Source organism: Aeromonas sp. Marseille-Q7275 (assembly GCF_965119515.1).
In genome coordinates this window covers 13,283-35,720 of the sequence record NZ_CBCPLW010000004.1, presented here as the reverse complement: position 1 = coordinate 35,720, position 22,438 = coordinate 13,283, and the positions used below count along the sequence as shown (strand labels likewise).

The 22,438-nt window shown below is 63.0% G+C and carries 17 protein-coding genes and 1 pseudogene; 6 read left to right on the top strand and 12 right to left on the bottom strand.

Features of this window, described 5'->3' with window-relative positions:
• The first annotated feature begins 25 nt into the window (after positions 1-25).
• A complete protein-coding gene (locus ACWPWQ_RS05445; protein ID WP_454009194.1) occupies positions 26-853 on the top strand; it encodes a bifunctional transcriptional activator/DNA repair enzyme AdaA in 828 nt (275 codons plus the stop codon).
• 326 nt (positions 854-1,179) lie between these two features.
• On the opposite strand, the gene ACWPWQ_RS05440 is transcribed toward ACWPWQ_RS05445, so the two are convergent.
• The 6 genes from ACWPWQ_RS05440 to ACWPWQ_RS05415 form a co-directional block, all read right to left on the bottom strand.
• Positions 1,180-2,241, bottom strand: a complete 1,062-nt coding sequence (locus ACWPWQ_RS05440) for a hypothetical protein (protein ID WP_427207930.1) — start codon at positions 2,239-2,241, stop codon at positions 1,180-1,182.
• Between the two features lie 222 nt (positions 2,242-2,463).
• Positions 2,464-2,736 carry a hypothetical protein gene (locus ACWPWQ_RS05435; protein WP_010633780.1) on the bottom strand — a complete coding sequence of 91 codons (273 nt, stop codon included), beginning with the start codon at positions 2,734-2,736 and terminating at the stop codon, positions 2,464-2,466.
• 393 nt (positions 2,737-3,129) lie between these two features.
• Positions 3,130-4,719, bottom strand: coding sequence for a glutamine-hydrolyzing GMP synthase (gene guaA / locus ACWPWQ_RS05430; RefSeq protein ID WP_454009193.1), 1,590 nt, complete (start codon positions 4,717-4,719; stop codon positions 3,130-3,132).
• A gap of 84 nt (positions 4,720-4,803) precedes the next feature.
• On the bottom strand, positions 4,804-6,267 hold the full coding sequence (gene guaB, locus ACWPWQ_RS05425; RefSeq protein WP_041992212.1) for an IMP dehydrogenase: 1,464 nt from the start codon (positions 6,265-6,267) through the stop codon (positions 4,804-4,806).
• Between the two features lie 275 nt (positions 6,268-6,542).
• The gene (locus ACWPWQ_RS05420) at positions 6,543-7,178 is read right to left on the bottom strand and encodes a YitT family protein (RefSeq protein ID WP_454009192.1); all 636 of its coding nucleotides are present in this window, start codon (positions 7,176-7,178) and stop codon (positions 6,543-6,545) included.
• 630 nt (positions 7,179-7,808) lie between these two features.
• Positions 7,809-11,015, bottom strand: coding sequence for an alpha-amylase family glycosyl hydrolase (locus tag ACWPWQ_RS05415; protein ID WP_454009191.1), 3,207 nt, complete (start codon positions 11,013-11,015; stop codon positions 7,809-7,811).
• A gap of 432 nt (positions 11,016-11,447) precedes the next feature.
• Between ACWPWQ_RS05415 and ACWPWQ_RS05410 the strand changes: the two genes are divergently transcribed.
• The 5 genes from ACWPWQ_RS05410 (at position 11,448) to xseA (ending at position 16,046) form a co-directional block, all read left to right on the top strand.
• The gene (locus ACWPWQ_RS05410; RefSeq protein WP_454009190.1) at positions 11,448-12,221 is read left to right on the top strand and encodes an energy transducer TonB; all 774 of its coding nucleotides are present in this window, start codon (positions 11,448-11,450) and stop codon (positions 12,219-12,221) included.
• On the top strand, positions 12,218-12,973 hold the full coding sequence (locus ACWPWQ_RS05405) for a MotA/TolQ/ExbB proton channel family protein (RefSeq protein ID WP_454009189.1): 756 nt from the start codon (positions 12,218-12,220) through the stop codon (positions 12,971-12,973). Before ACWPWQ_RS05410 ends, ACWPWQ_RS05405 begins: the two co-directional genes overlap by 4 nt.
• Positions 12,973-13,395, top strand: coding sequence for an ExbD/TolR family protein (locus tag ACWPWQ_RS05400; protein WP_454009188.1), 423 nt, complete (start codon positions 12,973-12,975; stop codon positions 13,393-13,395). Before ACWPWQ_RS05405 ends, ACWPWQ_RS05400 begins: the two co-directional genes overlap by 1 nt.
• A gap of 214 nt (positions 13,396-13,609) precedes the next feature.
• Positions 13,610-14,518 carry a DMT family transporter gene (locus ACWPWQ_RS05395; protein ID WP_454009187.1) on the top strand — a complete coding sequence of 303 codons (909 nt, stop codon included), beginning with the start codon at positions 13,610-13,612 and terminating at the stop codon, positions 14,516-14,518.
• A gap of 163 nt (positions 14,519-14,681) precedes the next feature.
• On the top strand, positions 14,682-16,046 hold the full coding sequence (gene xseA, locus ACWPWQ_RS05390) for an exodeoxyribonuclease VII large subunit (RefSeq protein ID WP_454009186.1): 1,365 nt from the start codon (positions 14,682-14,684) through the stop codon (positions 16,044-16,046).
• A 57-nt stretch (positions 16,047-16,103) separates the two neighbouring features.
• On the opposite strand, the gene hutW is transcribed toward xseA, so the two are convergent.
• From hutW to ACWPWQ_RS05360, 6 genes and pseudogenes are all read right to left on the bottom strand, one after another.
• Complete coding sequence (gene hutW / locus ACWPWQ_RS05385; protein WP_454009297.1) at positions 16,104-17,477, bottom strand: heme anaerobic degradation radical SAM methyltransferase ChuW/HutW; 1,374 nt, start codon at positions 17,475-17,477, stop codon at positions 16,104-16,106.
• A gap of 264 nt (positions 17,478-17,741) precedes the next feature.
• A complete protein-coding gene (locus ACWPWQ_RS05380) occupies positions 17,742-18,230 on the bottom strand; it encodes an OmpA family protein (RefSeq protein WP_139437861.1) in 489 nt (162 codons plus the stop codon).
• Between the two features lie 34 nt (positions 18,231-18,264).
• On the bottom strand, positions 18,265-19,512 hold the full coding sequence (locus tag ACWPWQ_RS05375) for a diguanylate cyclase domain-containing protein (protein WP_454009185.1): 1,248 nt from the start codon (positions 19,510-19,512) through the stop codon (positions 18,265-18,267).
• Complete coding sequence (locus tag ACWPWQ_RS05370; RefSeq protein WP_454009184.1) at positions 19,509-20,057, bottom strand: YfiR family protein; 549 nt, start codon at positions 20,055-20,057, stop codon at positions 19,509-19,511. Before ACWPWQ_RS05370 ends, ACWPWQ_RS05375 begins: the two co-directional genes overlap by 4 nt.
• Positions 20,058-20,252: 195 nt before the next feature.
• Complete coding sequence (tyrR, locus tag ACWPWQ_RS05365; RefSeq protein ID WP_005325319.1) at positions 20,253-21,800, bottom strand: transcriptional regulator TyrR; 1,548 nt, start codon at positions 21,798-21,800, stop codon at positions 20,253-20,255.
• A 140-nt stretch (positions 21,801-21,940) separates the two neighbouring features.
• A pseudogene (locus ACWPWQ_RS05360) lies at positions 21,941-22,420 on the bottom strand (4a-hydroxytetrahydrobiopterin dehydratase).
• Between the last annotated feature and the right edge of the window lie 18 nt (positions 22,421-22,438).

Here is a 22,438-nt window from a genome sequence, read left to right as displayed (position 1 = left end):
TGCAACCTTATCGTGAGAGCGCCTTATGTCCGATTACGCCCGCATCAGTGATGCCATTGCCTTTATTGCAAGCCAGGTGGCGCGCCAGCCCACCCTGGACGAGATAGCGGCGCACGTTCACTTAAGCCCCTTTCACTTCCAGCGCCTCTTCAGCCGCTGGGCCGGGGTGACGCCCAAACGCTATCTGCAGGTGCTGACCCTGGAGCGGGCCAAGGCGCTGTTGCAGGAGTCACGCCCGCTGCTGGAGGTGGCCGACACCCTGGGCCTGAGCAGCGTCTCGCGGCTCTACGATCACTTCGTGCAGCTCGAAGCGGTGACGCCGGGCGAGTACAAGCAACGAGGGGCCGGGCTGGTTATCGATCACGGGGTGCACGACACCCCCTTCGGCCAGGCGTTCGTCGCCCTGACCCCGCGGGGAGTGTGCAACTTCTCGTTTCTCGATGACCAGGCTCCACAAACGCCCCTGGCCGCCCTCGCCCAGCGCTGGCCTGCGGCGGAACTGCGAGATGCACCGTCACGCACCCAAAGCGTCATCCACACCATGTTCGATGGCAGCAAGACGCCGGATCGCCCCATCTCCTTGCACGTGAGCGGCACCAATTTCCAGGTCAGCGTCTGGCGGGCGCTGCTCGAGATCCCGCCAGCCAAAGTGGTGAGCTACGCCCAGGTGGCGAGCGCCATCGGCAACCCCAAGGCCGCCCGCGCCGTGGGGCTGGCGGTGGGCGCCAACCCCGTCGCCTTGATGATCCCCTGCCACAGAGTCATTCAGCAAAACGGCAAGCTCGGCGGCTATCACTGGGGCGAGACCCGCAAACAGGCGATACACGCCTGGGAGGCGGCGAGGTATGAGTGAACGTGGTTTTTTCAGCCCGGCCTGATGGGGGAGAAACAGGAGTGTTGGTTGTGAGTCAGCAGACAATCAGGCAGCGCCAGAAAAGCGTGCGGCGATATTAAAACGGGGACATTAGAAGAGTCGGGGCGAAGATCGCCCCTTTGTTGCCTTGGTTACGGGGCATGGCGATCAGCAACGCCACCACATCGGATTGACGAAACACGTAGGGTGCAATAAGCGCAGCGCATTGCACCGTTTGCAGGGCGACTTTGCAAAAGGACTAGACCACCAAATTAGCGGTGCAATTTCATTGCACCCTACGGCACTTCATAGTGCTGTCTACAAAGTTATTTACCATAACCCTTCTTTCGCTCAATCCATGCCTTTTCGACCAGATCTGGTGTTATTACTTCCCGAAGAGTTCGTAGAGCATTATCGGAATATCTGGGATGTTTTTGAGAGCCAAATTCAAATACCATAACGTTGGAGGGATCTTCATCTATCCGTAGAAGATCACGAACAGCTTTCGCCTTACTGACGCTCAACCCCAACTTTTCCGCTAATACCTTGGGGCTCCAGTGATATTTCTTCTGGAGATCCACTTCACGTATGGCTGCAGCGCCTTCAGGATCATCTCCCGACACAAAGCGAACAGCGGGGGCATCTTCGGCCCGAGTGATGCGAACACGAATTGTTGGCCCCTCCCCTTCAACACTTGTTGCCAAAGTCATCAACCGTGGGAACACCAGCTCTATTGGTGTGTCTACTTTAATCGCCTCTTCAATTCGGTCTAAATCTCTTTTAGAAACAGCAACTTCCTCACTAACATGCGCTTCCATTGCCAGCAGAGCCGTGATTCTGCCTCTGGCTTCATCCCGAGCTCTCCGACCAGGAGCGAGTAATTCACGGATCTGTGAATATTCCCGATTTACCATCATAAGAAAATCCGGAAGAACCTTCGTTGATAGTGGCAAAACCCGAACAGGAAGATTGTCGGCAAGCGTATCTTCAAAATGTCCATTAAGGATTTCATCTAGCGTAGTAATCAAGGCCCTTGCATTTATATAGAGAGCATCTTCGGGCACCACGATCATCCAATGTTGTGCTTGATCTCTCATCGCATCAATTACGCGAATAGACCCGGCTTGTGCCGCACTAATCCATCCTTTAGCTTGAGAAATATTTAATGCTTTCTCAAGCCCAATCGATACTCCCTTATCCTTATCAAAAACGCTTTGCCCTTTCTGAACTAGCAGAGCTTTAGTCAGCATCTCGCTGGCATGTTGAAGCATGAGCAGAACAGTCTCCGGCCTTCCATCATCATCATGATTATTAAATGCTTCAAGCCCACGTTTCAACGATGCAATTGCCTTAACCTTTAACGTCTTAGCCTCTCTTTTTAGCTTCACACTCCATCCTCCATGATGATGAAAACGTTGCCTAGATGAATGGTACCAATTTCGCTCCAACAAAATAACCCTGAACTCTGAAGCAAGACCCTATTTATAAGGAATGTGTAACGCAAACGATCGAAACAAAAAAAGACGCCCTAAGGCGTCTTTCTTATTGCTGATTGTTGGAACCAACCGGTTGGACGCTCTACGCCCTCCCCGCCTTGCTCCGCAACCCTATCAGATCGGGGTAATGGAGGTGATATGGGCCGATCCATCCAGGGACTGGAAGATCTGCACCACGGCTTCCCCATGGATGGGGTTGGGCAGCGGCACAGTTGTTTTGCACTTGAAACGGTAGTTGGTGCCGGCGACGACCTGGGTGGAGACTTCAAAGGGGGTGTACTGCACCCCGACAAATCCTTCCAACGCCTGGTTGAATACCGCCTGATCCTTGGCGCTCAGCTTGTGGTAGGCAGTCCATCCACCCAACAACACTGCTTGTTCTGACATAACAAACCCTCCGTGATCTCTTGTCCCTACTCGTTTGGCTGTTCGGGTTCCGCCCCGTTGATTCAAGTGGTGTCCGGACTCCACCGGGGGGTCATCACTGCCGTTTGACGTGATGACGATGGGCAGTTTGCGCAGCTGTCAGCTCGTGAGTCAGCCCTCCCCCTTGCCATGAGCGCCTGATGATAATGGTCTCAATTGGCATGAGAGAGCCTAGTGCGGGATAGTGAAAATGCCCCTGTCACATATGACAGGGGCAAAGCGGTGAATAAGCTGCTCGAAAAACGAAGATATGTGGCGCAAACGATTGGAAAAAGAAAAGGCGCCTCAAGGGCGCCTTTTTGACAGTTTTGCGTGATCGCAGGGAGAGGCGTTAGCCGCTTATTCCCACGCCTTTTATTCCCACTCAATGGTTGCGGGCGGCTTGCCGGAGACGTCGTACACCACGCGGGAGATGCCATTGATCTCGTTGATGATGCGATTCGAGACGTGGCCGAGGAAGTCGTACGGCAGGTGAGCCCAGTGAGCGGTCATGAAGTCGATGGTCTCGACGGCGCGAAGCGCAATGACCCAGTCGTACTTGCGACCATCACCCATCACGCCGACGGAGCGCACCGGCAGGAAGACGGCGAACGCCTGGCTGACCTGGTTGTAGAGGTCGGCCTTGCGCAGCTCTTCGATGAAGATGGCGTCAGCCTTGCGCAGCAAGTCGCAATACTCTTTCTTCACTTCGCCAAGGACGCGCACGCCCAGACCCGGACCCGGGAAGGGGTGACGGTAGAGCATGTCGTAGGGCAGGCCGAGTTCGAGGCCGACACGGCGCACTTCGTCCTTGAACAGCTCGCGCAGCGGCTCCACCAGACCCATCTTCATCTCTTCCGGCAGGCCGCCGACGTTGTGGTGAGACTTGATGACGTGGGCCTTGCCGGTAGCGCTGGCAGCGGATTCGATGACGTCCGGGTAGATGGTGCCTTGCGCCAGCCACTTGGCGTTTTTCAGCTTCTTGGCTTCGTCGTCGAACACTTCCACGAAGACGCGGCCTATGATCTTGCGCTTGGCTTCCGGCTCGTCGACACCGGCCATGGCACTCAGGAAGCGCTCTTCCGCTTCAACCTTGATGATGTTCAGACCGAAGTGATCGCCGAACATGTCCATCACCTGCTGGCCTTCGTTCAGGCGCAGCAGGCCGTTGTCCACGAAGACGCAGGTGAGGCGATCGCCGATGGCGCGTTGCACCAGCATGGCGACCACGGAGGAGTCCACGCCGCCGGAGAGGGCCAGGATCACCTCGTCGTCACCCACCTGCTCGCGGATGCGGGCGACGGCGTCGTCGATGATGGTGGCCGGGGTCCAGAGGCATTCGCAGCCGCAGATCTCCTTGACGAAGTGCTCCAGCATGCGGGCGCCCTGACGGGTGTGGGTCACTTCCGGGTGGAACTGCACGCCGTAGAAGCGACGGGCCTCGTCGGCCATGGCCGCATGGGGGCAGGTCACGGTCTGGGCTATGGTGGTGAAGCCTGCCGGGATCTCGGTGACCTTGTCGCCGTGGCTCATCCAGACATCCAGCAGGGCATTGCCGTTGTCGGCAATGGCGTCTTCGATGTTGCGCAAGAGGGCACTGGTCTTGCCGGAGTGGCCCAGCACTTCCACCTGGGCATAACCGAATTCACGTAAGGAGGAGGACTGCACCTTGCCGCCGAGCTGCTCGGACATGGTCTGCATGCCGTAGCAGATGCCGAACACCGGCACGCCGGCGTTGAACACGTACTCGGGGGCGCGCGGGCTGCCCGCCTCGGTCACGGATTCCGGGCCGCCGGAGAGGATGATGCCGCTCGGATTGAATTCGCGGATCTGCTCTTCGGTTACGTCCCAGGCCCACAGCTCGCAGTAGACGCCGATTTCACGGACGCGACGGGCGATGAGCTGGGTGTACTGGGAACCAAAATCCAGAATAAGGATACGGTGGGCGTGAATGTCTTTAGTCATTTTATTCCTGCATCAGGCTGATGTTGTCACAAAAAGCACGGGATAAAAAAATGGTGGAAAAACGGGGCGCAGGGCCCCGTTTTATCAGCCCATCCGGTAGTTGGGGGCTTCTTTGGTAATGGTCACGTCGTGAACGTGGGACTCTTTCATCCCGGCGCCCGAGATGCGCACGAACTCGGCCTTGGTGCGCATGTCGTCGATAGTGGCGCTGCCGGTCAGGCCCATGGAGGAGCGCAGGCCGCCCATCTGCTGGTGGATGATCTCCTTGAGGCGGCCCTTGTACGGCACGCGCCCTTCGATCCCTTCCGGCACCAGCTTGTCGGCGGCGTTGTCGGTCTGGAAGTAGCGATCGCTGGAGCCCTTGGACATGGCGCCGAGGGATCCCATGCCGCGGTAGGACTTGAAGGAGCGACCCTGGTAGAGCTCGATCTCGCCCGGCGCCTCTTCGGTACCGGCGAACATGGAGCCCACCATGACGCAGCTCGCACCTGCGGCGATGGCCTTGGCCACATCACCGGAGAAGCGGATGCCACCATCGGCAATCACAGGCACGCCGGTGCCTTCCAAGGCATCGACGGCGTCGGAGATGGCGGTGATCTGGGGCACGCCCACACCGGTCACGATACGGGTAGTACAGATGGAGCCCGGGCCGATACCGACCTTGACCGCGTTGACGCCGGCAGCGACCAGCGCCTTGGCGCCGGCGGCGGTGGCGACGTTGCCGCCGATGATCTGCAGATCCGGGTAGGCTTCACGGGTCGCCTTGATGCGATCCAGCACGCCCTGGGAGTGGCCATGGGAGGAGTCAATCAGCAGCACGTCCACACCGGCTTCCACCAGGGCGGCGACGCGCTCTTCGTTGCCGGCACCGGCACCGACGGCGGCACCGACCCGCAGACGGCCGCGCTCGTCTTTACAGGCGTTCGGCTTGCGTTCGGCTTTCTGGAAGTCTTTGACGGTGATCATGCCCTTCAACTTGAAGTCGGCGTTCACCACCAGCACCTTCTCGATGCGGTGCTTCTGCATCAGGGCAACCACCTCTTCGCGAGGGGCCCCTTCACGCACTGTGACCAGACGATCCTTCTGGGTCATGATCTGTTCAACGGTCTGGGAGAGATCGATCACGAAGCGCACATCACGGCCGGTGATGATGCCCACCAGCTGGTTGCCGTCAGTCACCACGGGGTAACCGGCGAAACCGTTCTTGTGGCTCAGCTCCTTGATCTGGGCGATGGTCATGTCAGGGCGTACGGTGACGGGGTCGGAGACCACGCCGCTCTCGTACTTCTTGACCTTGCGCACTTCGGCAGCCTGCTGCTCGATGGACATGTTCTTGTGAATGAAGCCGATGCCGCCTTCCTGGGCCAGTGCGATAGCCAGACGGGCTTCGGTCACTGTGTCCATGGCAGCGGAAATCATCGGGATATTCAGGGAGATAGCAGACGTGAGCTTGGTACGCAGGTCGGCGGTATTCGGAAGAACAGTGGAGTGGGCTGGAACCAACAGTACATCGTCGAAGGTCAGCGCTTCTTTGGCAATCCTGAGCATGGCAATATCTCACCGTTGAGGAGTGGGGGTGTAAAATATTGCCGACAAATTTTACTCATGCATTGGTCAGTGGTAAAGAAGTTTTTTGAATTTTTTATGGTGTAGCCCGGTTTAACGCCGCCAACGGGGCAAAAAACCAATAAATTCAGGCGTAACCATGCCTTTTTTCGCGACAAGATGATCTTTTTTGCCGTTGGCAGCCAAATGCTCGCGAAGCGCCCGTCGGGTCACTTTTCAACACTTCCCCTCCCCCGCGCGCCGCAGGGGGCCGCCACTCAGCTCCCCTGATAGCGACCGGGTTTGTGCCAGTTCATCAGCATGGCGTTCATGGCGAGCGCGCTCAAGGTAGACCAGAGCAGCAAAGAGAGCGGCAGGGTGAGCAGGGAGAGGGCGAACACCAGCACGTCAAGCACCATCTGGCTCTTTCCCGCATTGATGCCGGTGCGTCTTTGCAGCCAGAGCGTCACCACGCCTATGCCCCCCACCGACGCGTTGTGGCGGGCCAGGGACAAGACCCCCATGCCGAGGAAGGTGCCCCCCACCAGGGCCGAGAACAGGGGGTGGACATAGCTCACCGTCAACAGCAGCGGCACCGCCTGGGTGGCGGCCGAGAGGGCGACGTTGACGATCAGCGTCTTGACCATGAAGGCCCGCCCCATGGTGACATAGCCAAACACCAGGAAGGGCAGGTTGGCCAGGAAGAAGAGCACCCCTATGGGCAGGCTGCTGACATGGGCGAGCAGCAGGGCTATGCCCGCGATGCCGCCGGTGATCATGCCGGCGCACTTGAGCAGATTGAGGCCGACTGCGATAAACATGACGCCGAGCACCATGCCGTAGACATCGTCCTTGAGGGTGTGGGCCAGCCCCTTGTCCACAGAGAGTGGCTGCATGGTCATTTCACCTTCCATATGACTCCTTAACACGAATTGATTGTGGCGTCCCTTGCCCGAAAACCAGGCCACTTCGGCACGGATGGCGGCGGAGCATTCAGCCTGCCGGCACCCACCCCCGACCTTGCGGCCCCCTGCCCCTGACATCGCCATCATGGGCATGAGAAGTCACAGCAAAAAGAGCGCCAATCAAAACAAGAGTCCGAGATATCATCAAAAATCGAATTTAAATTCCGAGTAGTCATCAAAAGACAGATGGATCATACCAATCAGGGGATCGACTCTCGTGCCGGATCAGCATCTTTACCCAGTCACCCCGAAAACATGTCGCGGTCATCCCTGATTAATCCGTTTATTCGGTAGATCATGCCGATAAAACCCCACTTTACAGCATGGAAGATGCCCATCAGGAGGGCGCCATGGGGGCGATATGGCGTGTTTCTGCGGAATTGAGCTCAAGGGCAAACAACAAGAAGATGCACCACATTGGGGCGGGCGCACCAAAGACGTGCATTTCTAGGCCCTGTGCTTGCCTCCCCCGGCGCGATCCGGGCGGAATGGACCTGCTCTCCTCCCCCGCTTCATGCCTCGGCGCCATAAAAAAGTCGGCCCCAAGGCCGACTCGCTGCACACAGTGACAGGTTTTCCTTATTTGAGGTATTTGCCGTCAGCCCCCACCTTGCCCGGGCCGTTCAGCACCCAGATCCGCGCCGAGTAGGCGGGCACCAGGAAGCTCAGGCTGCCGTTGCTGACGCTCTGGCTCGCGCCGGTCACCGCGTCCCTGTAGGTGCCGTTCTTCAGGCCGCTCAGGCTTATCTGCTGGGCCGCGTTGGCCGCGAGGCCCACGGCGGCGTAGCTGCCCTCGGCGCCGAGATCCCGCACAAAGCTGATGCCGCTCCCCCACTCGTTCACCTGGCTCATGGGCGCCTTCTGCAGGGCGGGCACCGCCTTGCGGATCTGGTTCAGGCGCTTGATGTGCTGATAGAGCGGGTGGCTCGGGGTGGCCGGGTTGTCCAGCACCTCCCCGTAGTAGGCGCGACCGGTCTGATCCACCGTCATGGTGGCCCCGTCGATGTCCTGAGGCTTGCCGGCCTGGAACATCACCTCCTCCCCGTAGTAGAGGGTCGGGATGCCCCGCGCGGTCCAGAGCAGGTTGTAGGTCATGGCCGCATTGCCCTCTTCCCCGCCGTAGCGGTACTTGAAGTCGTTGTCCGGCCCCACGTCGTGGTTCTGGAAGAAGGTGATGAGCTTGGTGGCATCCCCATAGACCCAGTCCATGGCAAAGATCCCCCCCACCCCGCCAAAGCTCCCCTTGGTGACGTTGTCACGGAAGGTGGAGAAGAGGGAGAAGTCCAGCACAGAGAGGCCGGAATCGCCCCCTGCGCGGGGATCCGCCGGGTTGGCCGTGGTGCGGGTATACCACCAGGGGCGGATCACCGCGGAGGCGGTGTCGTTGGCCAGCTCAGAGCCCCAGCCGGTGCCCTTGACCAGGTTCTCGCCAAACACGAACAGCCCCGGCTTGTGGGCCTGCCAATCGTGGACATAGGTCAGCAGCTCGTCCCGCTCTATGTGCTTCAAGGTATCGATGCGGATGGCATCGACTCCCATGTCGAGGTACTGGTGGATGGCGCCGTTGAGGTACTCCTTGACGTTCTGGTTGCCGGTGGCGAGATCGATGCAATCCCCCGCCATGTGCTTGCGCTGCAGGGCGAGCGGGCTCTCCCAGTCACCCCCGGACATGAAGCCGTCCAGGTGATACCAGCTGGGATCCAGGGTCTGGGCGTCGATGCCAAAGAAGCGGTTCGGGTTGTAGCCTGCGCTCGGCACCGTGGCGCCGGTCTTGGGGTCCACCAGGGGCTGGGTGCCCGCCGGATCGGACTGGCAGCGGGCCTTGTACCAGTCGGGAGCCGCCGGGTTGTCGTCGTCACAGCGGTTGGCGCTGGCGTAGTCCCCGAGATTACCCTGATAGGGGCCATTGTTGATGAGTCCCTGGCTCGACCCCGCCGGTACGTAGTACTTGACCGGCAGGCGATCGATCCAGGTCTTGCCGCGCAGGCCGTACTGGCTGGAGTGGTTGATCACCACGTCCTGTATCACCTTGAGCCCCTTGGCGTGGGCGGCCTGGATGAACTCGCGATAACCGGCTCCCGGCGACTCCAGACGGGGATCGACCCGGTAGAAGTCGTAGGCGTGATAGCCGTGGTAGTCGAGGCCGGAGCGGTTCTCCACCGGCGGCGTCACCCAGATGGCGGTGAAGCCGAGATCCTTGATGTAGTCGAGCTTCTCGATGAGCCCCTTGAAGTCGCCACGCCAGTGAGGATCCCCCGCCTTGTAGCGGTCCCGATTGTAGTAGTTGTTGCTCCCGTCCCCATCGTAGAAGCGGGCGGTCAGCAGGAAGTAGATGCTCTCGGCGCGAAAATCGCCGCCCGCCACCGGGGTCTCGCCAATCTGATAGCTGAAGCTCTGCCCCCCTTGATTGCCGCTGGCGTCGATGGCGAGGGTGCGGATCACCAGATCGGTGCCGCTCCCCTTGTCGCTGGCGAGGATGGCCTGGCCGGCGTAGAGGGGGGACGCCGTGGTGGGGGTGCTGCCGTCCGTGGTGAAATGGACTTTGGGGGCGCTGTCGTTATCGTCGCTCACTCCCAGGGTGATGGACTGCGCCTCTGCATAATTGCCCGGGGCCGGGGTGGCGGTCACGGTGGGCGCCTGATTGTCGGCGCCAGCGAGCGGTGCCACCTCCAGCGTCTTGTCCTGGCTATCGAAGCAGATGCGGTAACGGGTGTTGGCGTTCACCTTGTAGTCCTGGGCCGGGTAGGCCTCGGTCCAGTCACCCTTGCGGTCAATCTTGAAGCGGGGGTTGCTGCTGCCAAAGGCCTGCTCGGTACAGAAGGTCACTCCGTCCTCGCTGGTCATGGGGGTCAGGCCCCAGTTGTTGGGGGTGCCGCGGAAATACCAGCTGCCGCCGGTCTGGGGGGCGGCAACCACCAGGCTCACGCTGCTGCTGCTCTTGGCCCCCTGATCGTCGGTGACCGTCAGGCCATAGGTGAAGGTGCCCACCTGGGCTGTGTTGACGCTGATACTCTCCGTGGTCTCGCCGCTGCTCCAGAGATAGCTCGCTATCTGGCCGTCGGGATCCGTGGAGTCGCTGCCGCTCAAGGTCACGGTATCCCCCACAGCGACATTCAGGATGCCCCCCGGGGTGATGACAGCGATGGGGGGCTGGTTGTCGTCCCCGAACGCCGTGATGCTGTAGGCCTGGGTCTGGTCGTTGACCTGGAAGCGCACATTGCCGGTGCCGCTCCAGAGGATGTCGCCGCCGCTGCGCTCCAGCACCCCATCGCCGTTGCTGTCACCGAAGTTGACGGCCCAGTCCCCCGCCTGATCGAACTTGAGCCGCTGGCTCGCCTTGCCATCCATGTAGGCGTCGGCCTGCCACAGGTGATCCGCCACCAGCGTCATGGGCAAACTGGCCCAGCCATTGAAGGTGCCGCGCACCTTGAGCTGCGGCAGCGTGCTGGCAAACCCCGCCCCCTCGCAACTCGCCACCGCCGTGGTGGTGATGGCCTGGGTGCCGGCATGGATGCGGATCTGATAGGAGGTATTGGCAGTGACCGCGTAGTCGGCGCTCGGGTAGCTCTGCTGCCAGTTGCCGTAGCGGTCGATTTTAAAGCGCGGGCCGCCGCTGGCGTCTCCGCTCTGGAAGCGCTGACAGGTGTCAAAGTTGACCCCATCGGTCGACACCATGGCGGTCGCCGCCCATCCATTCGCGGTGCCCCGGAAGAACCACTCCGCCGCCGTGCTCGGCGCCGTGATCAGGGTTCCCAACAATCCGGCCGCGAGTATCCATCTAGCCATTGATAGTCCTTTATTTTCATTGTTTTGTGTGTGACGCCTGTGTGCCCAGGCATTCCCCCATCCGCTACAGGCCCGCCTTCGGATGAGCCCGACCAGTCTAGGGTCCCGAGTGACCGACTCATGGCCAACACGCGCAAAATGTGACCGGCGTCGACCTCGCCATTGGCTGTATGTGATTGATAGCGCTTTCATTTCTGCTTAGGTCGCGGGCCAGGATGACGCTCGGCGCCTGCCACTAGCATCCCACCTCTTTATCACACCCTTGTCAGAGGCCCGAAGGGCCAGGGTGATGACGGAGCGATTAAAACGCGATTGATAATGTTTCTTGTTTGCGGGCTATCCGATGGCGCATGCTGGGCGCCAAGGCCCGATCCGGGGCCAATTCCATGGGCATTTGAGTACGAATATGACGACCAGCAAGGAGGCAGGCTGATGGATGCCTGCGCAATGAGGCCGACCCACGACCGCGACCCGCAGGCATTGGGCGCTGTTCACCTTGCCTGCCTGAGCGTCGCCCTTGTCTTGCACCTCGCCCTCCTGTGGCTGATGCAAGGCAGTCGCCCCGCCCCCGTCACGCCGCCCGAACCCATTACCCTCTCTGCCCGCTGGGCCGGGGAGTCGAACCAGCATGACGCGCCGGGCAGATCGGCAGCGCCCGCGCCCACCCCGGCGCAGCCGAAGGTCGTCAAGCCGCCCGTGCCCGTTTCCCATAAACAGCTCAAGCCGGTGGTCAGGAGACCCGCGCCCAGACCGGTGCCCAAGGCACCGCCAGCGCCCGTGGTCAAACCTGTCGCCAAGGCCCAGCCGGTGACGGCACCGGCGGCCCCAGCCGCACCGCTGACCGCGGCCAATCCCTTGAGTCGCGGCAGCAACAGTGCCCCGGCCAAGACGAGCCAGAGCGGGACAGGCGGGGGCAGCAGCGCCCCCATCGCCCGGGACGCCAGATTGAACAACCCCGAGCCCCCCTACCCCCCGGAGTCACGCAGACGGGGAGAAGAGGGACGGGTGGTATTGAAGGTCCGTGTCAGCAAAGAGGGCACGGCGGAGTCGGTGGAGGTAGAGCGCAGCAGCGGTCATCGGCGCCTGGACATGGTTGCCCGCAAGACGGTCAGCCGCTGGCGTTTCATTCCGGCCAGGCAGAATGACAACGCCGTCGCAGCCTGGGCCGGGGTCACCATTATTTTCAAGTTAGGGCATAAGCCATGAATCCGGAAATCGAAACAAGCGGCATGGGCATAGCTCATCTGCTCAGCCAAAACACTGGGGTGGGCCTGGTCCCGCTGATCTTGCTGGTCCTGATGTCGCTCGGCACCTGTTACTACGGGCTGCTCAAGCTCTGGCTTGACCATAGCGAGCAGCGCCTTAACGCCCGCTTCCTAGGTGAGTTCTGGCAGCATGAGAGCGTGCAGGGGATGGCGAACCAGCTCGCCCAGACGCCCCCCCGGGAAGCCTGCGGCAGGATAACGAGGGCGGCGCTGACGGCGGTTGCCCAGATTGAGCGATCCCAGGGACGGGCCGCTTCCCTCACTCTGAGCTCTCCCGACGAATTCTTGCTGCGCGCCCTGCGCCAGGCCATCAGCGCCGAGCGTCTTCGCCTCGAGCAGGGGCTGACTTTCCTCGCCTCCGTCGGCTCGGCGGCCCCCTTCATCGGGCTCTTTGGCACCGTCTGGGGCATCTATCACGCCTTGCTGGCCATAGGGGCGGCGGGCCAGAGCAGCCTGGACAAGGTGGCAGGCCCGGTCGGGGAGGCCCTCATCATGACCGGCGTCGGTCTCGCCGTCGCCCTGCCGGCAGTGCTCGTCTACAACCTCTTCGTGCGGCGCAATCGCCTCAAGCTGGCCGCCCTCGACGAGTTTGCCTATGACCTCTTCGCCCTGTTGGTGACCGGCGTCGAACAGACCAGCGCCAGGGTGACGCCGCTGGCCGCCGTCGACAGCACCAGACAGGGGAAGATGTAATGGCCTTTGGCAAACTCCCCGGTGACTCGGACGATCAGCCCCTCTCCGAGATCAACATGATCCCCATGATAGATGTCATGCTGGTGCTGCTCATCGTCTTCATGATCACGGCCCCCCTGCTCACCAACGCGGTCAAGCTCGAGCTGCCCGAGGCCAGCAGCCAGGTCCATCAACCCAGGCAAAAAGATGTGGTGCTCTCCATCGACGGCGCCGGCAAGATCTACTGGAACGACCAGGCCGTCAATGAGCAGACCCTGCTCACTCGGATGAGCGAGGCCAGCGAAACCAAGCCCGAGATCCCCGAAATACAGCTGCGCATCGACAAGGGGGTCGAGTACGGCCTCATCGCCAAGGTCATGGCCGAGGCCTCCCGGCACGGGCTGCACAAGATTGCCTTTGTCAGTCAGCCGGAAAACGAGTGAGGCTGGCCAGGGGGCCAGCGCCAGATGATCTCGATGAGCCAGCCACGCAGACGGATCCCCAAGATGGGGACTGGACGGCCGGTGCCACCGGGCATCGGATGATGCCTGGTTCATTGCCCCCATTCCTCGGTTGCCAAGAGAGGGGCACCCCCCGCATGATGCGGACTCTGCATTCAGGGTCCCGGGCGCAAGCCCCTCATTTCAAGGAGAGAAGATGAGAACATCGGATTACGTGCGGCTGCTGGTGCTGGCGGCCATCTGGGGCGCCAGCTTTCTGTTCATGCGCATCGCTGCGCCCGCCTTCGGCTCGGTCAACACCACCTTCCTGCGGGTCTTCTTCGCCCTGGTCGGGCTCGCCGCCATGCTGTTGCTGCTGCGCACCCCCATGCAGTTTCAGGGCAAGCTCAAGTCTGCCATGGTGCTCGGCATCATCAACTCGGGCGTGCCCTTCCTGATGTACGCCATCGCCGCGCTCTGGCTGCCCGCCGGTTATTCCGCCATCCTCAACGCCACCACGCCCCTGATGGGGGCCCTCATCGGCTTCTCCTTCTTCCACGAGACGCTGACCTTGCGCAAGTGGGCCGGGGTCATGCTGGGGCTGATGGGCATAGCCCTCATCACCACCACGGGGGAGGTCGACCTGAGCGGTCAGCTGGCCATCGGGGTGCTGGCCTGCCTCATCGCCACCGCCTGCTATGGCTGCGCCGGCTTCCTCACCCGGCGCTGGATCAGCGAGCGGGGGGGCCTGGACGCCAAGCTGGTGGCCTTTGGCAGCCAGCTCGGTGCCTGCCTCTTCCTGCTCCCCTTCTTCGGCTACACCCTGGCGACAGGCCCCGCCGTCGACTGGGCCCAGCCTGGGGTCTGGGCCAGCGTGCTGGCGGTCGGCTTCATCTGCACCGCCCTCGCCTATCTGATCTACTTCAGGCTGATCGCCGATATCGGCCCCCTGCGATCGCTCACTGTCACCTTCCTCATCCCCCCATTCGGCATACTGTGGGGCTATCTGGTGCTCGGCGAGACCCTCACCGGCGGCTTCGTGGCGGGCGGCGCCATCGTCTGTCTCGCGGTCTGGCTGGTGGTGAGCCCGAGCAAGACCGCCAAACCGGCCAAGGCGCAAGCCTAGGCTGAGCGTCATCTGCCGGGCCTCATGGCTCGGCAGATGGCATAGGCAAACTGGCGCCAGCCGCTGCTGCCACAGACACGGACTCGGCGGATGGGCTGAACTGGGGTAAGATGTGCCCCATCGTTTTCTCCCCGCCCCGGCGGACACAGCAGCAGGGCCAGCCTTGAACCACCTCGACGAATCCAGCCAGAGCAGGCAACAGCAGATCTTCACCGTCACCCGCCTCAACAGCGCCGTGCGCATGATACTGGAGCAGGATCTGGGGCTGGTGTGGCTGACCGGCGAGCTCTCCAACCTGGCGATGCCAAGCTCCGGCCACTGGTACTTCTCCTTGAAGGACCTCTCGGCCCAGGTGCGCTGCGCCATGTTCAAGGGCAACAACCGCCGGGTGCCGTTCCGGCCGCAAGACGGCATGCAGGTGCTGGTGCAGGCGCGGGTCTCCCTCTATGAGCCCCGCGGCGACTACCAGCTCATCATCGAATCCATGCAGCCCGCCGGGGACGGCATGCTGGCCCTGCGCTTCGAGGAGCTCAAGCGCCGCCTCGGCGCCGAGGGGCTGTTCGACGAGGGACGCAAGCGTCCGCTCCCCCGCGAGCCGCGCGCCGTGGGGCTGGTCACCTCGGCCACCGGCGCCGCCCTGCACGACATGTTGACGGTGCTGGGGCGCCGCGCCCCGGATCTCCCGGTCTTCATCTACCCGACCCAGGTGCAGGGCAGCGCCGCCATCGGCCAGATCGTCTCCGCCATTGCCCTGGCCAACCGCCGCGCCGAGGTGGATGTGCTCATCGTCGGGCGCGGCGGCGGATCGCTCGAAGATCTCTGGTGCTTCAACGAGGAGGCGGTGGCCCGCGCCATTGCCCACTCCGCCATCCCGGTGGTGAGCGCCGTGGGCCACGAGGTGGACGTCACCATCAGCGACTTCGCCGCCGATCTGCGCGCCCCCACCCCCTCCGCCGCCGCCGAGCTGGTGGCACCGGACAGGAGCGCCCGCGCCCAGCGTCTGGTGCACCTCAAGCAGCGCCTGGTGCAGGCCATCTCCCGGCGCCAGACCGCCGCCCGCCACGACTTCGTGCTGCTGCAAAAACGGCTCGACCATCAGGATCCCAAGCGCCGGCTGGAGCAGCAGTCCCAGCGTCTGGACGAGCTCTCCGGCCGCCTGCAGCAACTGCTCAATCTGCGCCTGCATCAGGGGGAGCGGCGCCTCGCGAACCTCGAACTGCGGCTGCAGGCGAGGAGCCCTTCAACGCTGCTGGCCGCCGGCAAGCGTCGCCACCAGCTGGCACAAGAGCGGCTCCATACCCTGATGAACAAGCGCCAGGATCTCGCCGCCCACCGCCTCGCCATGCTGAGTGCGCGCCTCGACGGGATAAGCCCGCTGGCCACCCTGGGACGGGGTTACTCCATCACCCGCACCCCCAGTGGCGAGGTCATCAGCCGCGCCGCCCAGGTGAGCCCGGGCCAGCAACTGGTCACCACGCTCGCAGAGGGCGCGCTGCGGGTGCGGGTGGAGGACGTGAACAACCAATAACGAAAGGGGGCCATCAAGCGGCCCCCTTTGGTTTCCTCCTTCTCTTGCCCCTACCCGCTACCCCCGCGAGTGATGCCGGGCCCCGCCCGGATGAGCGGCGGGGGTTGCCGCCTCCCCTCCCAGGGGATTTGACTGCAGATACTCGAACAGACCCGCCTGCAGATTGACGTTCCAGAAGCGCCCCGCCAGGGTCAGCGCCAGTGTCTCCCCGGTCAGCTCGGCCAGGCCATGCTGTTGCCAGCGTTCAAAGAGCGGCAACAGATGGGCCCGCAAGGGAGACGGCAAGCGCCCGAGGGCAAGCCAGCCGGTATCGAGACCACCGCGCAGCAGGCCGTCCATGGACGCGCTGGGATTGGATCTCATCACCATGCCGGGGGCACGCTGACCGGCCGCCAGCGCCTCGTGCCAGGCTGCCAGATCCCGGCCATACATGAGGCCGTGGCCATGGATGTTGCCCCCCGCCCCCGCACCGAAGGGGAGGATCTCGGCGCCGCGTTTGGCCATCTGGTTGTAGCGGCTCTGCTCGGCCTCGCCTCGTCGCCAGTGACTGCAGGAGAGCCGCTGCCAGCCCCCCTGCTCCAGGGTGTGGGCGCCATAGGCATACATGGCCGCCCGCTGCTGGCCATCGGCGGACCAGCCGAGCCGGCCCTTCTCCTGCGCCCGCTCCAGATTGGTGCCCTGCATGGGGATGAGCTGGTAGAGATCCACCCCGTGCACGCCGCTGGCCATCACATCCGCGATGTCCTGGCGCCACAGGGCCTCATCCTGCCCCGGCAGGCCGAAGATGAGATCCGCCACAATAACGGCGGCGTCATCCCGGGTCAGCTCCCCCAGCCGGGCGAGCAGTGTCTCCCTGTCGTCGAAACGGGCCGCCTGCTGGCGCACAGCTGTGTTGAAGCTCTGCACCCCGAACGAGAAGCGGTTGAAGCCCCCCGCCAGGGCCGTCTGCCACTTCTCGTCATCGAAGCCGTTGAGCCGCCCCTCCAGGGTCAGCTCCGCATCCGGGGTGAGGGGGAAGGCGCGAATGGCCCTGGCCAGTCGCTCCAGATCCGCCGCCGCCATGTCGGTCGGGGTGCCGCCCCCCACGTAGACGGCCGAGAAGGGCTCGCTCTGTGCGAACGGCGTCTTAGCCGCCCGGCTCAGCTGGTCGCACAGGGCCGCCATATAGTGGCTCATGCGCGCCGGGTTGGCGCCGTTTTCGAAGAAGTTGCAGAAGCTGCAGCGCTTGCGGCAGAAGGGAACATGAATATAGAGCGCCCGCTCCTGGGCCTCGCTCGGCCGTTGCCACCAGGCTTGCCAGCCGGCGTCGTCCAGCGTCAGGGGGGCTGCGCCGCCCCGGCTGGCATGGGCCGAGGTCTTGGCGCCAAAGGCGAATTTCAGGGGATCCGGGGTGGCGAGCCCCGTCATGGTCGGGGTGAATTGTGGTGTCATCACTGGCAGGTTACCGTCTGGAAATAATGCAAATGATAACTAATATCAGTTGAGCTTGGTGTTGTGCTGGATCAAGTCAGGGACATTGAGAGGGTGTCATCTTATCCCTCTGCTTGGACGCGAGAGAGCATGCAAAGCGGGATCATGCAGGAGGCGTGGCAGGAAGAGAGCCACTCTCCGGCGGGAGAGTGGTGGCACACACGCGGTCAGGCCAGAGGAGGGATCCCGGCGGCGGGATCAGGGCGCTGACGCTGGCTGGGCAGATCAGCCGTTGTCTATGATGATGGCGACCCGGCGGTTCTCCGCCCGCCCGGCGGCGGTGCCGTTATCGGCGATGGGCGCCTCTTCACCGCGTCCACGGATGTCCAGGTTGGCTGCGGGCATGCCCACAGACGCCAGCACCTCGGCCACGGACTGGGCCCGTTTCAACGAGAGCTGCTGGTTGTAGGCCGCCTCGCCGTTGGAGTCGGTGTGACCGTCTACCCGGGCCCGGTTCAGACCCACCTCAATCAGGGCCCTGCCCAAGGCTTCCACCACCTGGCGGGTGCCGGGATTGAGGGCCCCCACGTTGTTGGCAAAGAGCACCTTGTTGGAGATATCCAGGGTCCAGCCCTCGTCGGTCAGGTGAAACCCCTGCTCCTTGAGTGCGGCGATCTGCGCCTCGGTGAGACCCTGGGGGGCGCTCTGACAAGCCGCCAGCCCACCGAGCAAGAGTGCGAACAGGCCTGCTCTCATCAGGTTGAAAAACGTCATCATTCTTGTCCTTTCATTATTTTTCATATCAATTTCAAGTGGTTGTCTTATGGTCTCCGGATCCCTCCCTGCGTTGTCGTTTGGATTCATACATGGCGCCGTCGGCGGCCTGCACCAGGGCATCCGCCGTCTCCCCCTGCTCGGGGTAGAGGGCGGAGCCAACGCTGATGCCGACCCCCAAATGACGACCATCGCTCAAGACCACCGGGGTGCTCATCGCCTGCTGGATCCGCATCACGACCTCCTGCACCTCACTCCCCTGATGCACCGGAGAGAGCAGGACCACAAACTCGTCCCCCCCGAGGCGACACACCAGGTCCATGGGCCTGAGCTGATGCTGCACCCGCCGCGCCAGCGCGATGAGCACCTCGTCACCTATGGCATGGCCCAGGTTGTCATTGATCTGCTTGAAGCGATCACAGTCCAGATAGAGCAGGGCGAACCGCTCCTGCCGGGTGCGCCCGGCCTGGATGGCCTGCCCCAGCCGCGCCTCGAACAGCGCCCGGTTGGGCAATCCGGTGAGGGGATCATGGGTTGCCTGGTGCAGCAGGGTGGCGTTCTCGCGCTTCTGGTGAGCCTGCCAGGCCTCCAGCTCGTCGAGCAGTGAATTGAAGTCCTCGCCCAGCTCGTGCAGCTCGGCGATATTGGCCGCCGGCACCCGCTGCTTGAGGGCGCGCTGGCGGCTGACGTTGTAGGCGACCTCGGTCAGGGCCTTGAGGGGGGCCGTGATGGAACGCTGCATCCGGCGCGCCACATAGAGCGCCCCCAGGATACTGAGCAGCAGGCACACCAGGGTCGCCATCAGGGTCTGCAACAGGAAGCGCAGCAGGTATTGCCCATGGCCGACCAGATGAACCCGGCCTATCTCCTTGTTTTCCCTCACCATGGGCAGCTCCACAGGTCCCGGCAGGATCTGGCGGGCCAGATGTTGCTCCAGACTGCTCCAGGGGGTCGTGATGTCCCTGCGCCAGCTCGCCAGCACCTGACCGCCGGGCAGCAGAATGCTGGCGCTGGCCACGTCCTCCCGGGAGGTGATGGCCTCGAGAGCATCCTTGGCCGCATCCTTGTCATCGAACACCACGGCCGCTTCCGCGGTGTAGCTGATGGCCCGCGCCACCAGCTTGAGGTTGTGATCCGCATAGAGGCGCAGCGCCAGCAGCGCCGTGATGGTCAGGAAGAGGCCCGCCATGCAGACGGCGGTCAGGGAGATCATCATGTGGGTGCGCCCCAGGCTCTGGCGCAGGGTGAGCCGCGGGACGACGGCGTGGCTCCCGGCGCTCATCGCACCTCCTCATCCGCCCTGGCGAGCTTCAGCACGGCTGGGTGAACCCGCACGCCACTGCGAGCCAGCGCATCCAGGTTGACCCGAAAACGAACCCTCTCCTTGCGGGCCTGCAGGCAGAACACAGCATCGGCGATGCACTCGCTGCTCTGCTCGCTGATGCTGAGGATGGCGTATCCCCGCAGACGCTCGAACAGGGAGAGCCGCTGTTCGGGGGCCAGCACCCCCAGATAGATGACATCGCAGCGCTGGATCAGCGCCTCGTCGTCGACCTCGTAGCGATGCACATCGACCGGGCGGCCATTGGCCTGCTGGCTGATGGTGAGCAGCGACGCCGCATATTCCGTGGGCGCGGCCACGCAGAGCCGCAACCTGGCAGGCTCGCTGGGCCAGCGGGTGTAGCTCAGGATATCGAGCACTGTCTGGCGCACCAGCTCGCTGCGCACTTCCGCCGAGGTCGCCGGCGCCGCCTCGCAGGCCAGCACCCAGAGGCAGCACAAAGGCGTCAGCCACGCCAGGATCCGAAGAGAGGAGAATAACTGCATGATGCCCGCGCTTATGCCCACGTCGGTACCCGGGAGGTCCGACGCCCATGGAGGGAGTGCCAGAGAGGAGTCGCACCGAGCTTATCAGCCGCCCAGCGGCTGCCTATCCGCCCCGACATCGGCTGCGTCACCGGCCGACGCAGCGAGGGCAGCCCCACAGACCAGGACGGCGGCCCCGGGGGCACGCCTGCAGGGTTACTTTTTGCCAATCCCATATTCACGCAGCTTGTTGGCGATGGCGGTATGGGAGACCCCGAGCCGCTTGGCCAGTTGGCGAGTAGAGGGGAAGGCCGGGTAGAGCCGCTCCAGCAGCCGGCTCTCGAAACGCTTCACCGCCTCGTCCAGCCCCCCTTCGAACCACTCGTCGATGAGGGGCATGGCATCCGCCGCCACCGGCAAGTCAACGTGCTCGGGGCCGAGTTCGTCCCCTTCCAGCAGGGTCATGGCCCGGTAGAGGCAGTTGCGCAGCTGGCGCACGTTGCCGGGCCAGCGGTAGGCGGTCAGGTACTCGGCCATGTTGCGGGTAAAGCGCGGGCGCGGGCGCTGCAACTCGCTCGCGAAGCGGGAGACGAACTGCTGGGCCAGGGCCATGATGTCCGCCTTGCGCTCGCGCAGGGGGGGCAGCGCCAGACTCAGCACATTGAGGCGGTAGTAGAGATCTTCCCGGAACTTGCCTTCGTGCACCAGATCCAGCAACTGCTTCTGGGTGGTGCAGATGAAGCGCACGTTGACCCTCACCTCCTGCTCGTCCCCGACCCGGCGGAAGACCCCGTCCTGCAGCACCCGCAGGAACTTGGTCTGCAGATGGGGGGACATGTCCCCTATCTCGTCCAGCATCAGGGTGCCGCCACTCGCCAGCTCCAGCACCCCGCGCTTGCCCTCGGTGTTGTTGCCAAAGGCGCCGGGGGCATAGCCAAACAGCTCGCTCTCGGCCACGTTGTCCGGCATGGCGGCGCAGTTCAGCGCCATGAAGGGGTGGCTGGATCTCAGGCTGGCGCCGTGACAGGCGCGGGCCAGCAGCTCCTTGCCGGTGCCTGTCTCCCCCACGATGAGCAAGGGGGCATCCTGCATCGCGAGTTTCGCGGCCTGGGCCAGCACCTCCTTCATCTTCTGGCTCTCGGCCTGCAGGTGCTCGAAGCCCCCCACCTCCACCGCGTGGAGCGCGCTGAAGTGCATGCCGACCCGACGGGCGGACTTGAGCACCACCACGGCGCCAGCCAGGGCCTGCTTGCCCTTCTCTTCTGCCACGAACAGCGGCATCAGATCCCCGAGGTACTCCTCACCGCCGAGGCTGAGTTTGCAGGTCTGGGGCTTGATCTCGCTCGCCTCCAGCCAGCGGGCGAAGGAGAAGCCCTTGACCAGGGATGCGAGCGCCACCCCGCGCACCTCTTCCGGCGGCAGCGCCAGCGTGGTGAGGGCGGCCTGGTTGGCCTGGGTCACCCGTCCCTTGCTGTCGAGGGAGAAGACCAGATCCGGCAGCGCTTTGAGCAGGGCCTCTATCTCGTGATGCTCTCGCTCGGAGGGCATGTAGGGGATGGTCTTGACGTCATAGACGCCGGGAATGCGGCGGATCTCCGGCATCAGATGCTGGAAATCGCGAAACTCCAGCTCGGGGAAATTGAGATAGATGATGCCTGAGGTATCGATTTCGATGCCGCGCAGATCGATGTTGTGCTCCACCAGTCGGTCGAGCAGTTCCCGGGTCAGGCCCAGACGGTCTTCACAGCTGACTTCAAGACGCATTCGGCACACACTTCCTAGCTAACATTCTGAATAGCCGGATGATACAGACTCGATCCCGCCAGTGCGAGCGCTCCCCCATAAAAATGCGGGCCTGCCCCGTTTTCACCGGGCAGGCCCTGTTTCTTCGCGTCAAGCCGCAGTTACTTCAGCAGCTCGTCGGTGCGCGCCGCCATGATGAAGTCGTTGCGATGTAACCCTCCTATCTTGTGGGTCCACCAGCTCACTGTCACCAAATTGTCCACTCGGTGAGATCCGATGGAGAGGTGGCGCAGGTGATGCCTTCACTTCAGCAGCTCGTCGGTGCGTGCCGCCATGATGAAGTCGTTGCGGTGCAACCCGCCTATCTTGTGGGTCCACCAGCTCACTGTCACCTTGCCCCACTCGGTCAGGATCGCCGGGTGGTGAAACTCGGCCTCCGCCAGCTCCCCCAGCCGGTTGGTGAAGGCCAGCGCCTCCTTGAAGTTGCGAAAGGCAAATTCACGCCTCAGTTGCAGCTCGCCGTTCACCACCAGTGGCTGCCAGTCGGGGATGGCGTGCATCAGCTCGCTCAGCTCCTGCTCGGTCACCCTGGGGGCATCGGCGCGGCACGCTTCGCACCGCTGGTTTGCCAGTTCAGACATTCGGGACTCCTTTCATCG